This is a genomic window from Wolbachia endosymbiont of Leptopilina clavipes (assembly GCF_006334525.1).
GTDB lineage: Bacteria > Pseudomonadota > Alphaproteobacteria > Rickettsiales > Anaplasmataceae > Wolbachia.
Genome location: NZ_QJHA01000042.1, coordinates 61278 through 76416, shown reverse-complemented (window position 1 = coordinate 76416; position 15139 = coordinate 61278). Strand labels below are relative to the sequence as shown.

Annotated in this window: 11 protein-coding genes and 2 pseudogenes; 6 read left to right on the top strand and 7 right to left on the bottom strand. The window is 34.1% G+C overall.

Annotated elements, in window-relative coordinates; translation table 11 throughout:
- The 4 genes and pseudogenes from OUY_RS05140 to OUY_RS05125 form a co-directional block, all read left to right on the top strand.
- Positions 1-162 (top strand): annotated as a pseudogene (locus OUY_RS05140) (IS481 family transposase); the annotation flags it as partial.
- Between the two features lie 3 nt (positions 163-165).
- Positions 166-363 carry a hypothetical protein gene (locus tag OUY_RS05135; protein ID WP_246038746.1) on the top strand — a complete coding sequence of 66 codons (198 nt, stop codon included), beginning with the start codon at positions 166-168 and terminating at the stop codon, positions 361-363.
- A 52-nt stretch (positions 364-415) separates the two neighbouring features.
- The gene (locus OUY_RS05130; RefSeq protein ID WP_139686868.1) at positions 416-955 is read left to right on the top strand and encodes an ankyrin repeat domain-containing protein; all 540 of its coding nucleotides are present in this window, start codon (positions 416-418) and stop codon (positions 953-955) included.
- A gap of 67 nt (positions 956-1022) precedes the next feature.
- Positions 1023-1232, top strand: coding sequence for a hypothetical protein (locus OUY_RS05125; protein ID WP_139686867.1), 210 nt, complete (start codon positions 1023-1025; stop codon positions 1230-1232).
- Here the strand turns inward: OUY_RS05125 and OUY_RS05120 are convergent, their stop codons facing one another.
- A complete protein-coding gene (locus OUY_RS05120; RefSeq protein ID WP_139686866.1) occupies positions 1233-1754 on the bottom strand; it encodes a phospholipase D family nuclease in 522 nt (173 codons plus the stop codon).
- On the opposite strand from OUY_RS05120, the gene OUY_RS05115 reads away from it, so the two are divergent.
- A complete protein-coding gene (locus tag OUY_RS05115; protein WP_139686865.1) occupies positions 1753-2673 on the top strand; it encodes a patatin-like phospholipase family protein in 921 nt (306 codons plus the stop codon). The two genes, OUY_RS05120 and OUY_RS05115, sit on opposite strands and share 2 nt — an antisense overlap.
- Before the next feature lie 11 nt (positions 2674-2684).
- Positions 2685-3278: a hypothetical protein gene (locus OUY_RS05110; protein ID WP_139686864.1), complete on the top strand. Its 594-nt coding sequence runs from the start codon at positions 2685-2687 to the stop codon at positions 3276-3278.
- Between the two features lie 81 nt (positions 3279-3359).
- Here the strand turns inward: OUY_RS05110 and wmk are convergent.
- The 6 genes and pseudogenes from wmk to OUY_RS05080 all read right to left on the bottom strand — a co-directional run.
- Positions 3360-4174 (bottom strand): annotated as a pseudogene (gene wmk, locus OUY_RS05105) (WO male-killing family protein Wmk); the annotation flags it as partial.
- A gap of 292 nt (positions 4175-4466) precedes the next feature.
- Positions 4467-5486, bottom strand: a complete 1020-nt coding sequence (locus OUY_RS05100) for an IS110 family RNA-guided transposase (protein ID WP_167481353.1) — start codon at positions 5484-5486, stop codon at positions 4467-4469.
- Between the two features lie 109 nt (positions 5487-5595).
- On the bottom strand, positions 5596-6168 hold the full coding sequence (locus OUY_RS05095) for a WD_0853 family protein (RefSeq protein WP_139686870.1): 573 nt from the start codon (positions 6166-6168) through the stop codon (positions 5596-5598).
- The gene (locus tag OUY_RS05090) at positions 6158-9667 is read right to left on the bottom strand and encodes a TrbL/VirB6 family protein (protein ID WP_139686861.1); all 3510 of its coding nucleotides are present in this window, start codon (positions 9665-9667) and stop codon (positions 6158-6160) included. The genes OUY_RS05095 and OUY_RS05090 overlap by 11 nt, the downstream gene beginning before the upstream one ends.
- 81 nt (positions 9668-9748) lie before the next feature.
- The gene (locus tag OUY_RS05085; RefSeq protein ID WP_139686860.1) at positions 9749-12655 is read right to left on the bottom strand and encodes a TrbL/VirB6 family protein; all 2907 of its coding nucleotides are present in this window, start codon (positions 12653-12655) and stop codon (positions 9749-9751) included.
- Positions 12652-15132, bottom strand: a complete 2481-nt coding sequence (locus tag OUY_RS05080; RefSeq protein WP_139686859.1) for a TrbL/VirB6 family protein — start codon at positions 15130-15132, stop codon at positions 12652-12654. Before OUY_RS05080 ends, OUY_RS05085 begins: the two co-directional genes overlap by 4 nt.
- Positions 15133-15139 lie beyond the last annotated feature (7 nt).

The window sequence follows — 15139 nt, the reverse complement described above, 5'->3', positions numbered from 1 at the left end:
TCTTACAATAGATCTAGACCGCATTCAGGTAAATATTGCTATGGTAAGACTCCTATGCAAACCTTTTTTGATAGTATGCATATTGCTTATCAGAAAAATATTGATAGCATTAAACAGGATGCTGATTTTGGTTTTGACTTTGTTAATTCTTCTGTCAGTTAATTCATGCTTGTCAGATTAAGTCTAGACTATTACACTTTAGATGTAACTATGCCTGGCAATCCTCAAATTTTTGCAGAAGCTAAACTTAATCTTATAGGTTTTAATCAAGCGGTAGATGGTGAATGGATAGTTAATAGAGCAGAGCATACTTTAAATAGCTCAGGCTACCTTACTATGTTATCAGCATCTTTGAGTAAGTAACGTTAAGGAAAAATAAGTATATAGTCTATTCAATGTAAAGAAACTACTGAATATGAGTCAACTGAAATGTAATGAAAAAGAGAAAATACATTTTGTATGGTTTATAATATTAATGGTATGTGTTGTTATTACATATTGCTATCAAAAATCTAGAGCTAACTCCTATTATAGGAAAATATTACAGACAGCGGCTGAAAACTGCAGTTATGAGGTTATTGAGCTTTTGGTAGGAAAAAATGTAGTATATGTTGATGAAATAGGGTCTTCTGGTTTAACACCTCTTGGCTATGCATCAAATTCAGGATGTCTAAAAGTTGTAAGATTTTTAGTGGATAAAGAAGCAAATATACATGTTACTAGTAAGTATGGAAGTACAGCACTACATAATGCTACACACTCAGGAAACTTAGAGGTTATCGAGTTTTTATTAGAGAAAGGAGCAAACCCTAATACCATAGATAATAACGGAAAGACACCAAGAGGAATTGCCGCACTAAGGTCACGACACAATAAAGACAAGCCCTATGATCAAATAATAAAGCTACTTGCAGAAGCAGAGGACCGATACGAATCAACAAAAAGTAATCACTAAAGCTGTAAGTTTTCTATAATCTGTATATAAACTTCTAAAACTATCCATAACAAGTTAATATTTTCACATGAAAAAGCAAAAAATCCCAATTACGGTAATTATTACCATATTAATCCAAACCGTAGCATTGATATGGTGGTTATCCAAGTTAGACTCAAGGGTACAATTTCACGATAAACTTATTGAATATGGTTTAATGGAAAAAGTATTAGTACTTGAGGAAAGGGTAAAAAATCTTTCTGAGGAATTGGATGAGCTTAAAGCTGATTTTAAGTAATTATTCTTCTACTTTTGGTGTATAAGGATCAGATTGAGATTTACGATCCTTCCAGTTTTCGATGTATTGCTCAACTAGTGGAGGATCTCCTGTTATAATCAATAGGTTTTCAGCATTTCTTTGCTGAGCGGCATCTGAAAAGTTAAATGATCCGGTTATGATTTTTTGCTCATCAATAATCATAATTTTGCTGTGTGAAATTGCAGGTTTATAGTCTATGTATATCGGTATTTTTTGCCTAAATAATTCATTGATGACACTGTATTTTGAGCTGACCTGTGATTCATCTAGGATAACCCTAATATCAATACCACGTTTTTTTGCTCTAATTAAAGATTGTGCAATAGGCTTTGAAGTAAATTGATATGCCTGAATTAATATGGATTTTTGAGCTTGATCTATAGCATTGGTTATTTGTTCGGCACAATTTTCCCTAGGTGTAAAACAGACTGTAGTTTTTGGACAGGTAACACAACCTGATAAAAGTGAGCAAGTTAACAGAATTAATAAATATCTAATCATGAAAAAATACATCCTTTCAGTTGACGTAGGAGGCATAAGGGGCATAATACCAGCCATTATTCTAGCAGAAATAGAAAAGAGGGCAAAGAAACCGATAGCTGAAATCTTTGATTTAATGGCAGGAACCTCAACTGGTGGAATTGTTGTAGCAGGGTTATGTAAAAAAGATGAACGGGGAAATCCCCAATATTCAGCAAATGATTTAGTTGAGCTTTACCAAAAGTACGGAGCATATATTTTCAAGTCATCATTCTTGAGGCGATCAATACTATCTTGGTTTAACTGTGCACAATACCCACATAAAAATATTGAATCTGTGCTGGATAAATATTTTGGTGATGATACCCTACAAAACACTTTAAGTAATGTAATGATTACAAGTTATGATATTCACAATAATTGTCCATTTTTCTTCAAAAGTTGGAAAGAGGATAGGAATTTCATTAAGTTAAAAGACGCACTCAGAGCCACAACAGCAGCACCAACATACTTTGCACCTAAGTATTTAGAAGTTAAGCAAGAGAAAAGAGTGCTAGTGGATGGAGGAGTGTTTGCCAATAACCCAGCGGCTTGTGCTTATGCAAATAGTAAAAAACTTTTCCCTAATGAAGAAATAGTGCTGGTGTCAATTGTCACAGGTAGGCTATCTAATCGAATAAAGTACAGAAAATTAGGAAAGATAGCCTGGATAAAGCCTCTGTTAAATGTGATGTTTGCTTCGAGTCTTGATGTAGTGAATTACCAGCTAAGTAATGTAATGGACGACAGATACATCAGGATACAATCACAACTGACAATAGCGTCGGCTGAGATGGATAATGTAACACCTAAAAATATTAAATGTCTGCAGCAGGAGGCAAATGCAATGATAGAAGGTAATCAAAAAGTAATCGATAAATTTTGCGATATCGTATCTTAATTTACATAAAAATGCCAAGTAAACTAAAGAAATTATACCACAAAGCAAAGAAAGGTTTAAAAAACATAGTTTCGCCCAAAAAGCATACTAAGGGTCAAGAAGCTAAAACTTCAAACGATAAGCCAAAACCGCTCTCTGAAATTGTGGTGAAACCTAGCCTATGCTTGAAAGTAACCTCTAAAGCAAAAAAAGATAAAAAAGGAATAAAAGAAAAAATAAAAAGCTTAAAAACAAAACCCGTAGAAAAAGAGCTGAAAAGAGGCAAAGTGTTCAAAAAAGGCTTCAAAAAGCTAAAAGGGAAAATAAAAAGCCTAAACCCCATAAAGTCCAAGAAAAACAAGATAATCGGGAGCAAAAGACTAGCATTTTTACTAACATCTGCTACAATCGTGGCAATTTTACCAACATTCAGTCTAACTCCTCTGCCAGCACTAGCAATAACTTCTGCATGTGTTTTCAGTATTAATTTTATTGCAGTCAAGACATTAAAGAAGTTTATTAAACAACGCAAATTAGCAGTAAGATCCGAAGCTGAGCCAGAAAAGCTAGAAGAGGTATTTGTTGAACAACCGAAATCTAAGCAAATTTTCAGAGATGGTAAATAGATTTATTAAGTAAATAACTACATTTACTTATATCTTAATACATTATTTCTGAGTACCTCTGTTTTTAATCCAGAATTCAATTCATTTTGGACACTCACTAACAGTTAGTCCAGATGCTCGCAAGATAATATCAACAGCAATACCTGCCTTAACTAGATCCTTTGCAAACCTGATTTTCTCCGCTTTTTTAACCTTTTCTTTGCCAGTCTGCATTCCTTCAGATAGAGATTGACTAACGCATCCAATACATCCCTTGATCCTTGGTCCTCAATTTCTTTGTATCCACCTATGAACCTCAATAGCTCATTTTCATATTCTGTTGGTTCAAGAAATAGAGCTTTAATGTTAACTGATAATGCCTTTGCTATCTTATCTAATATTTCAATTGGAATGTCTGTGTATCCTTGTTCATAGTCGTGTATTTCTTTAGATGTTGACCCGACTTTATTTGCTAACTCCTCTTGAGTGTATCTCCGTATTAATCTCTGCTCTTTTATCCTTTTTCCCACTTTGTAGAGTACAGAATCAGTACAAATTTCTTTCTCTGTATCATTATATTCGTAATTAGATAAGCGAGTCGCTTGAGAAATAATATCAACTGAAACTCCTTCTTTAACTAGATTTTTTGCTACTTCTATTCTCGCTTCCTCTTGATTAATTTTTTCGCTAACATATACAAATCTTACTAATGGATAAAGCTTCTTGCGTAATTCCTGGTCCTTAATTTCTATATGTATTTTCGTTAGATAGACTATTTCTTCATCCTCATCTTCATACCAACTGTCTTCTTTTAGTTCTGTTGGTCCTGGAAGTAGATCTATAATACTAACTGATAGTGCCCCTGCTATTCTATATAATTCTTCAATTGGAATAGGGCTATACCCCAGCTCATAGTTCTCTAATTGCACATAAGTCAACAATAATTTTTACACAAATCAAAATAGCATATTTCCTCCGTAATCTTTAATAATTTTACATAGATTAAGTAGCATGCTTCCATGGTTCTCTCCGCGGTCTGATATGGCTAGTTTAATTTTAGCCAAGCCGCACTATACTTGTTAGGGCGGAAGTGGATGGCAACATGTTGTTTACGAAGTCTACGCTTCAACCATAGCTCTTGCTTATCCCTTCCATCGGCATTACTATCTTTACCTTCAATAAAATTATTGTCCTATACTCCTTTAGTGTTTATTGATAATAAAATTCTGTTTTATCAACCAACATTCTATGCATAATTACAGCTAGTTTTCTTGCTAATGCAACTACTGCTTTCTTTATACCCTTCTTTTTTGCAAGCTTTATTCCCCAGCTTTTTAATTTGAATTTTTTCTTGCTAACTGTCAGTATTGTATGCGCAGCTTCATACAACATATTTCTACATTCTACTGGTCCCATCTTTGATATGCTACCATGACGATTAACTTCTCCAGAAGCGTACTGTCTTGGCGTCAATCCCATATAGGCTCCGACTGTATCAGATGTTTCAAACCTATGTGGATTATCAATTGTAGCCTTATACGTCATTGCTACTATAATACCAACTCCTGGAACAGTAGTTAATAATTTGCAAACTTCGTCTTTCTTGCCTTTCTCTGACAATATTTTATCAAGCTTTTTTATTGATTCTTCTATTATTTCCAAACTACAAACTAATGCTTCAATTGAATCCTTACTGACTTTATCTAGATCTTTTATTGCTTCTTGCACTTTTAAAGAAAAGATTACAATCTTTGACTTCTTGCCAAGCTTTATTCCGTATATCTTCAATAGCCCTCTTATTGTTCCCATAATTTGCTCTCTGCAATACATTAACTGCCTTCTACTTCCGAGCGCTACCTTAACTTGACAAGACTCATCTGATTTTACTAATACCTCTTTATACAGCCCAGCTCTCATCATTTGTGCTATACCCCTTGCATCATTTTTATCGTTTTTATTGATTCTCGCAGACAATGCTGCTGCCATATGCCTCGCATCTACACAAATTACTGGTAATCCAAAGCTCCTTAACTCTTTGCACATCGATATTGACAATTGCCCACTTTCTATTCCTATGGATTCGTATTCTCTGCTTTGACTAAGCAGAAACTCAGCTATTGCACTGCTCTCACTTGCAACAACTTCTTCTTTAACAATTTTTCCTTTCTCATCAACGATACTAATAAAAGTTTCTTTGAGTGAGATATCTAACCCGCTATAATATTTCATGAGACTACTCCTACTGTAAAAGTTTAAATTATTTTTGAAGAACCAATTCATTGAATTTGTTACTTCGTGCTAAAATAATGGAGTATGTCTCTCCATTATTCAATCGCAATTACAGTATGTTGTTTTTTTCATCATGACCCATCCCTTCAATTCTACTTTCTAACTCTAACTTAATTAAAGTATTGATTTTCTCTATACTATCGAGGAAATTGTGACACTCTTCATCACTATATTCCTCACCAGATGCTTTTTTTTCTATAAATAGACTTTTGAACCCTATTAGATCAGAACTCTGATCGGCATTCAACACAATATTTCTCTCTATAAAACTAAGATCTGATAGTAACAAACTAACCTCTAATAGATCTTCACTTTCAATGTTTGCAAGATTATCAAGATTGTCTAAAATATTAGACATCTTAAGCCTTTCTTGTGCAATCTCTTTGTCTTCCTTATCAAATTCAGACAATAAACCATGATTATCTACAAATTTCTCACTCAAAGCTTTATTCAATTTAGCAAAATTGACATCCTTGTCAAGTGATGTGTTATCCCGCAACAAGTCTACCCTTGCCCTACGCGCATTTAAAATGTCGTCGTAGTCATTTAACTTTATGTTGCCATCTTTGTCTTGCTGCAATTTATAATAATCAAGGCCTTTGAAATTTTTATTAGTCTTCATCTTCAATCCTCTTCTCATCTCCTTTTGCATCTGGTTTCCTCATTGGTTCCGGTAATTTCCTTTTACTGTCTTCTCGATTTCTTTTTTCCTCTCTTTCAGCACGTTTTTCCATACCTTCAAAAGCAGATCCAAAATCATCAATTTCATCTGAACCTTTTGGTTCCGTGCCTAAATTTCGTGTCACTTCATTTGATTGATCAGGCTTATCTTCTTCTGTTGGCTGATCATGCTGTAGTTGATTAGGCTTGTCTTCTTGTTCTGTGCTTAGTTCTCGTACTACCTTATCTGGCTGACCTCCCCCTCGTAGTCGAAGAGGGTCGCCTTCTTCTAGTGGCTGATCATGGTTATCTCTTACTAGTTCCGCGCCTAACTCTCGTTCTACCTTATTTGATTGATCAGGATTGTCTTTTTCTGGTTCTCTCTTACGGCCGATAGTGTAATCATGAAGCTTCTCAAGAAATTCCCGTCTATATGTTTTTGCTCTATAGAGTAGATTATGCTGGTAACCATCCTTTTCTCCTGTAGCAGGGTTAATTCCTATAGAGTCGAGACCATGTTCCCAAGTAAACTTCATAGCATCTTCTATTGTATAGCCCAAATGTGATCCTACATATCCTTTATAATATTCTAAATATTTATCAATTCTTCTATGTGCAATATCTTCTTTATCAATTCCAAACGCCCTGTAGATTTTTTCCTCAAGCTTATCAACATCATTTTTGGGTGATGTTGCAAATTTTGTTGCTTCAATAGTAGCACCTACAAGCTTACGTGGCACATTAATAGCATATTTCAGCACACCCCCAACTCCTGGTATTCTACCTAGCAAATTAGCTGTACCTCCAGCTAATCTGTCCGGCACATGAGTAGCCCAATTACCTAAAGACTCTAGCCCTCCACCAATTTTATCTTGCATCTGTTGTTTTAATCCCTGCATTAAACCAGTCACAGGTGATGCTTGATACATACTAGATATATTGTAAACACCAAACCCACCACCGGCAATGCTTGAGCCCATCTGTTGTACAAACTCCTTCAAAGAAAACATCAAAAACGAAAGCAAGAACAATACAAAGATCTCTCCTGCGTTGATTAAATAACCTCTCTGTATGTCTTGCACCCTTTGGTAATCACTATTTTCTTTATAATTTTTGCAATCCTCACAATCTTTACATTTCTGACAGTATTCACTGTTGGGATCCTTATATAAATCATGAAGTTTCAGTATTCTACAACCTTGTTTTTTTATCGCACTCCGCACTAAAGATCTTATTTCATTAATTATTTCCCTATAACTATTGCATTTATTTATATCTTGACAGTAGGGTTTTATTATTTCACTAACATCACCTATCCTTTTCTCTATATTGTTGATCAGTAATATAATGTCAGCCCTCTCTGATGCATGAGATAAACTATTTGTTAAGCGTACTAGATCTTTTGCACTACAGCCATTACTAACTATCATATCACTTTCCGCAATATAGTGGTCTGCTGGATTATCTTTAGTTCCAGGAATTGGATTAAAGAAAGGATAATCTATATAACGAAAACCTTTATTAATGTAATCTGGTGGAAGAGGGATATATCCAGCGCCACCAGTAAACTTTACTGTACCACCTATTCTGCTTAGTTTTTCTATACCTTCTATATTCTTATCTACGTTCAATGGAGAAGCCTCTCCAATAGCATAAGGTACAAAAATTTGCCCTGGAGTCCAGCTAAAGTATTCTTTATCAATTATACAAAAACCACCAAATACCCATTTTGGAGCACATAACTTTATTTCAAGCCATTTATTATAGCACACAGTAAAGCCTAACTGTTTATAAAAGGTATTCATTATCATCGCAGCAAGTAATGACAGCAGGGTAAATATCATAATTGATTGCAAACAGAAACTAATACAGAATTTTATCCAACCCTCAAATAGACTTTTCAGTGGTGAAAATAAAATAGAGATTAGGAATAGCGGCATTATAGCTACAAGAAAAGCTATACCCATAAAACCAGAAAGGAATATTATGTAAGCATACATACACAGCAGGAAATATAAGACAATCCCTATAAAAATTGCCGGTATCATAAGGAGACTTGCCCACATTTGATAATGTAAAAATGCTGCAAACTTTTTCCAAACAGAGTAAGCAAAAAACTTATTAAACATATCCTCCATGAAGCTAAACAATTTAGCTTCATTTCCTTGAGCAACGTTTGAATTACCTCCGGTGTTCATGTTGGAAGCAAAATTAGTAATTATGCTTATCAATTGTTCAAGACCTTTAACAAATAAAACAAGAAAATGATCATAGAAAAATCTAAAACTTCCAGGAGATATAAGCACTATTACTAGAGTGATTTTCATCATTCTGATGAGCATATCATGCTTAGTTTCTCTTATCATTCCAAAAAGATAAAGAAGCGATGAAATCACTATAAATAGAACAAGCAAGGAAAGAACAAAATTGTGAAAGCTCGTACTTTTTTCAGCTATATTTTGAAATATCGCTTGTGCAGCTGCAGGATCATTGCTATCAAAATGCTTTTTACAATTTTCGTTAATCAATAATACACATTTTAGATAGTTATAAATGTAATCAAAAAACCCAAAACTACTTGGCTGCTGCACTCCACTTAAGAACTCAAAAGAGTAGCCACCTGCATTATCTAGATAATATCTATCTAATATGTTTACATATATTTTCCATCCTTTTTCTAACCTCACCTTATTACAATTTCTGCCCTGTAATGTGGTGTTATCTCTGTCTAAAGTAAAAAGCCCACTTCCATCTTCCGCTACGGAATTGTAACCTAGATGTACAGTAGGAGACTCAGGGTTACGCATGGATTTTAAATTTTCGTTAGGACTAGAATCGCTAGGCCTTTTAAATAAAAGATAAGCACCATGGCCGTTAGTAAACCAACATGGAGCACCACGTGATACTGTATTTGCGCTATCATCTTCATTAATGCACTTGCAATTTACAGTGCAACTTGCATTAGGCTTACTTGAAAATTTTTGTATGCTAGGTTTATAATCATTACAAACCAAGTGAAAGTCAGGCAGACTGTTGTCACCTTCCCCTCTTTCAAATTTGGTTGCATATTTTAACTGCTCCAAACTTTCCAAACTATAACTACTTTGAGATTTCTTCTTATTACTATTGCTCCAAGATGTCCATGCACCATTTACTCGTACTACTAAACTATCTCCATTGGTTTCAAGGCCGGTATCCTTCCACTTCACTACTTGATTAGGGTGAAAACCATAATTGATTTCTCCGGTTTCAGGATCAATAGGTTCTCCACTTTCACCTTCTGGAAAAAACGCATCATGACCGATTGGAAAATGAGCACCAATTGCAATGGGTTCAGGACCAAAATAATCAGCAGATATACATCTTGGAAAAGGCATATCATTCTTACTACAACCTGTAACCAGAACACAGATTACCAAAATTAATAACCTAAACCAACATTTGCCTAAGCGTGATTGCATACCTAAACTTTTTCCAATACAGAATAAATTTCTAAAACCTTACTTCAAATATCTTTTTAATTAGTTACTCCATATATCTCATCAATCTTCCTTGACTTGTCCTTTTGTTTTATCAGAATCCTTTTGCTTATCTGGCTGGCTTAGTGTTTCAGATTTGCTCATTTCTCTGCCAGCACTCCCTTTCCCATCTGCTTGCTTTGGTGTATCAGGCAATTTAGCTTCAATTTTGCTACGATCTTTACTCATTCCCTGCTTGATGTTATGTATCATATTTTGGGTTCTATCATCAAGACCAACAGTTGACAGCATAGCTTGTGATGCGCTCCTAGAAATATGACTAACACCTTGAGCAACTCCATAACCAGAGCTGAACAACGCCTGCGCCATAGTTTCTGATATAGAAACAAAAGCTCCCATTGCACTAGCAATGATGAGGTATATAAATGCCTGGATTAGATCTATAGGTAATGCTGCAAAGTGCCCACCAGCCCTTTCTCCAGTACTGAGCGCAACATCAACACTAGTACCAGGACTATACCCAAGAGGTAATATTGATTTCATAAGACACAGATCATACGATAAAAAATTTACACTAATTAAGCATTGATAGCATGCAGAAAAATTTGTGAGGTTGTATAGAACTGAATACATTAACTGATTTAAAAGAGACAAGGATGAAAATAAAATGACTGGTTGCAATGAAACATGAGCCAGCGTTTTTATCCAATTATCAAATAATGTTTTAGTTTGTTGAAATAGAATAAATACGATAAATAAAGGTGCCAATGACAATAAAAATGCCACTAAAACAGTAGATATTACATACTTAAACGTAGCACTAATAATGCATCTTAAAAACACAAAAGTAGCATAAAGTATTGCCAAAAATGCAATAAAGCCAAAAGGTCCTGATAGCATTAAAGATAAAAATTTCAGCCATGTTTCTCCTGTAAATAATACTCCCGCTGTTAAATCTAAGAATGCAAAATTTTTACCTCCTTCTCCTATATAGCCAGAAAAACTATCAACTAAATAAATGCTACCCTCAACAAAAAGCCCAGACAAAGTTGTACCAAAGAATTCCCAACTTCTATCACTAAAAGCAAAAGCTATAAATGCTATTTTGAATATTCTTATAATAAAATCGAATTTACTTAATTGTATTGTTCCAAGCATATAGCCAACAACAGTAAATATAACGTATAGAATAAGCAAAGCTCTTATTCCTTGTAGAAGCCCCTTTCTATATCCTTCATATGGAATTTTAATTCCGTCTTCACTCCCGTCTGTTATGACATCAAAAATCTTGTTTACAGTTGATGAAATAAAATCGTTTATTTTTCTTTTTAAAAATAAATTTACTGTGTATTTGTTATCTTCATAATATTTGCTATCTTTATCCGTAATATCATCTTTCTCTACGTTTTCTACATTAATACCAAAATATATTTTCTTAGACTCTTCATTTACCAAATGACTTCCATCTATTATGTAATAGTCTACATTATCCTCTGTTATTTTATCTAATTTCCTTACTTTTTTGAAATTATTAGTCTTTCGAACAGATGGATCTCCTGGCGGGCTATCACCCAAGTACATATACAGTTTTTCACCACTATCGAAGTTACATGATCTAGTCACTGCAACATGATATCCACCTCTATGAAGTTGGTGGTTGCCATTACTTGCTATAGCAAGCATCACACTACTACCAGGTATTATATCTTTTTCATCTATTTTATAATCATGATTTAATTTCAAAGAAAAATGTTCAAAATTACCACCAATTTGCGAACACACATTATCCCCTTTTGCACCCTTGTTCTCTGGAAAACATTGAATACCTTTAGCAGTATTCTGATTATTAAGATCGCCAGCTTTTGCAACAAGAGCCTCAGCCCAAGAAATATCTTCTCTGTCCTCTTTGAAGTTTAATTTAGAATTTGATATTAAATTAATGTCAATCTGCTTAGAATCCCTCTTATTTTCTTCAATCTCTTTTAGTTCACCCTCAATACGTTTAAGGTGAGAATACATGTCACATGTATTTCTTTTATCATACTTCTCATACCTTATAGAAGAGACGCAATTCTCCCCTATACCTTTTGCGTTGTAACATATATTTTGATAGTAACAATTAAGCTCATAAGAGCTGTACTTGCTTATCTCATTAAAATCACATTTTTTCCCATTACATAATTTATCCAGTCCTATTTTAGTTCGTCGTAAATCTAACAATGCACCATTTATCCATGAATTTTGAATATAATCCTTATTAAAATGTACCTTATTATCATATGGAGTGTAGCCATTACCAACTAGCACTCTTCTTTCTTCTATGTTCTCTTTATTAATCTTAGCAAATTCTACTTTAGTCCTCTTACCACTTTCTCCACAAAAGAACGTTCCTCCATTGAGCATGTCTTTTATTGTAGCTTTGTCTTTTTTATCATTTTCTTCAGCTCTATAGCAATTGTCATCAAAGCTGATACCTTTCCCTTCCGGATTGTCATAATTAATCGTTATCTCTCTGGGAACTAAGCTAAAGCTTAACTTATCACCAGGATTTGCTTTAATTCCAGTATCTACATAACGTCTATTGCTATAGAATTCATTATTTCCAAAGCCTATATCCCCACATATTTCTCGTTCATCAAGACTAGCATTATCAATTAACTTATTACTGTAATTTGGTATTAAATCATTAGCACAAAATACAGCGGGCACAAGTACTCTCTTTGGATTTTTCCCTTCTTTAAGAGGACAAAAATTTACTGACCCACCAAGAGTAAATTTGATTTTCTCATCCTTGCTAATTACTTGACCAGAATCAACCCAATGAATTTTAACTCCTTCGCCAGCTTCACGAACTGGAACATCTATACTGACACTAGTATTTCTGCTCTGCAGCCCAGGTTCAACACAATCCATTGTGCAGCCAGTAATTACAAGACATAGTATCAATAATAATGATTTTCTGCTCATCATTGATTTCCTGTGTTTGTCGGTATTTTAGGTGCTGATCTTTGAGCTGATTGTGGTATTTGAGGTCTTCGACTTGGTGTACCAGATTGCTGACCTGCTCTTCTTTGGATACTTTGTTCATCTAAACCTACCGTTCCCATTAAGCTTTGCTGATATTGCCTTCCTGGTTCGCTTGCCACATAAACACCAAACAACGAATCAGATATTGTTGAAGATGCCTCAACTAAAGCTTTCATAGCATGTCCCAAAATCACAAAAGCCATCATAGCGGTGATATTAGGTGCATGTTTGGAAGCATAACCATAAATAATACAAGGATTAAAAATCTTTAAGTTAAGATTAAGTATACATGTAGGGCAGACCTCAAAATTAAAGACCGAATACACAATATAATCCATAACCTGGCTTATTAATGATATAAAAATTAAAAGCACTACCGGATGAATTGCAAATCTTGCTAAATTTTTGACCCAATTGTGAAACATCTGTCTAGTATATCCAAATAGAAGGCAAATAATAAAAAGAGGCGCCAAGGAAAGCAATAATGCAACTATTGCTATAGATGTGATAAAAGAAAATAAGGCGTTAAACATCGATAAGCTCACTGTTATCAAACCCCAAATCACCAAGCAAAACGATACAATACCCAAAGGACCAGAGAATATAAGAGATACTATTAGTAACACTGAGTGTGCTGATAAAAACCTATTGAGCGGTAAATCAAGAAATTCAAAAACATTTGATGTTGTACCTCTGAAATTTGCTATTTCTATTAACTGTTTTGGAGCATTAACAAAAATAGAAAATGCATTGTTATAAAAAAAACTCCAACTGTTATCGTTCAGCAATTGGGTAATAACCCCTATCTTTACACATATAATTAAAAATTCATATGTAGAAGCATGAGACAATCCAAAAAAGTAATAAAGGGTATATAAAGTTATATATAACACTAATAACGACACTATTGTGGATCTGATAGTCTTTGTTCTATTTGACGCTACAAAACTTTGATAAAGAGACTTCACGGGACTAGATTCAGAGTGATTCCATTCTGAATTTTTATAACTGGAACCAAAAAATGCAATTTTTACTTTTTCATCAAAAAAATTATATATCGCACTAAAAGTTCTTACAGGTGGCTCTTTAGTTGTAAGGTTAATGCTAAACTGACCTTCATTTTTCTTATAATCATAGCCATGATCTCTTATTCCGTAATATATAGTGCCACTCTTGTCTTTTAGCTTTTCTTTTAATCTTTCCATATACTCAGTATTATGAACTTCACTGATATTCACAGGTATATCCCCCAGAATTTCACCAGGATTGTGCTCAGGAAACTTATCAGAAACATGTATATATAAGTTTTTTGCTAGACTATGGCTCTTTGTGACCCTTATATTATATCCCCCTTTACCAGCATTCTTTTCTTTAGCATTTTTAAGTGTAAATACTAACTCTGTACCCTTATCATAGTTTTCTTTTTTGATCTTATAATCAAAGTTAGTTCGTATACCATCACTCCTTACATATTTAAAACTTTCCTTTCCTCCTATCGACACCTTTAATGATGGAATGTAAGTCTCTATCCTCTTCATTTTCTTTTTTCTTATATCATCCACAGCTCCCTTGGTATTTTTTTCTGTATTTACTTTATCCTTTTCACCATCTGAACTATCGCTGTGTCCTTTAGCTATGTTGCTATCATCTAACACTCCCATTATACCATCTACAGCCTTCTTGTTAGCTACATTACGTTTATTGCCATCTATAGTATTAGATTCAATTTGCACACAATCTTGACTGGCATAATAACATGTATTCTCACACGTAAGATTTAAAAGGTACGTATCTATCTCAACTTTCTGACTGCTTGAAAGCCTCCTGCAGTCTATATTTTCTCCTTGTTTTATAGAATTAATGATATTTTCAATCTCCTTTTCATCTTGATCAGATTTTACAAAACTTGGATTCCAGTATTCTTTTCCATTCAACCATTTTGCGTTACCTATGATATATTTATTAGGGCATATTTCACCTTGACAATTCTCTTGATTTAAAACATGTGCAAAATACTCCGTCTCTCCTTCACCGCAACTCTCGTCAATTTTTTTATAGGTGACCGTGCCATTATCGTTTTTACACATTTTACTTCCAACAACACTAAAGCTTATCGCATCGCCAGCTTTAAGCGCAAACGGTAATGTAACGCTTCCTACTCCAGGTTCAATTGCAAAATCTTTATATTGCGAACAAAAATTAACCTTATTAGGTACTATATTAATCTCTGTTACTTTTATTTTATCCGAAATATAAACTCCAGAATCAACCCATTTCTGCTCTGTTGACACTATATCCAATTTCTCACGCAAGCCTGATGAATCTTCTGGCTTAATACACCCGCACCCAGATAATAAAAAGAGTATCACAAAACTTATGCATAGCTTAACCAAGTTTTGGTTGCTCAAATGTTCAAACATCTGTTAC

Excerpts from the sequence above, each read along its gene's own strand:
- OUY_RS05135 (WP_246038746.1), top strand. The coding sequence starts at position 166 with ATGCTTGTCAGATTAAGTCTAGACTATTACACTTTAGATGTAACTATG.
- OUY_RS05130 (WP_139686868.1), top strand. The coding sequence starts at position 416 with ATGAGTCAACTGAAATGTAATGAAAAAGAGAAAATACATTTTGTATGG.
- OUY_RS05125 (WP_139686867.1), top strand. The coding sequence starts at position 1,023 with ATGAAAAAGCAAAAAATCCCAATTACGGTAATTATTACCATATTAATC.
- OUY_RS05115 (WP_139686865.1), top strand. The coding sequence starts at position 1,753 with ATGAAAAAATACATCCTTTCAGTTGACGTAGGAGGCATAAGGGGCATA.
- OUY_RS05120 (WP_139686866.1), bottom strand. The coding sequence starts at position 1,754 with ATGATTAGATATTTATTAATTCTGTTAACTTGCTCACTTTTATCAGGT.
- OUY_RS05110 (WP_139686864.1), top strand. The coding sequence starts at position 2,685 with ATGCCAAGTAAACTAAAGAAATTATACCACAAAGCAAAGAAAGGTTTA.
- OUY_RS05100 (WP_167481353.1), bottom strand. The coding sequence starts at position 5,486 with ATGAAATATTATAGCGGGTTAGATATCTCACTCAAAGAAACTTTTATT.
- OUY_RS05095 (WP_139686870.1), bottom strand. The coding sequence starts at position 6,168 with ATGAAGACTAATAAAAATTTCAAAGGCCTTGATTATTATAAATTGCAG.
- OUY_RS05090 (WP_139686861.1), bottom strand. The coding sequence starts at position 9,667 with ATGCAATCACGCTTAGGCAAATGTTGGTTTAGGTTATTAATTTTGGTA.
- OUY_RS05085 (WP_139686860.1), bottom strand. The coding sequence starts at position 12,655 with ATGATGAGCAGAAAATCATTATTATTGATACTATGTCTTGTAATTACT.
- OUY_RS05080 (WP_139686859.1), bottom strand. The coding sequence starts at position 15,132 with ATGTTTGAACATTTGAGCAACCAAAACTTGGTTAAGCTATGCATAAGT.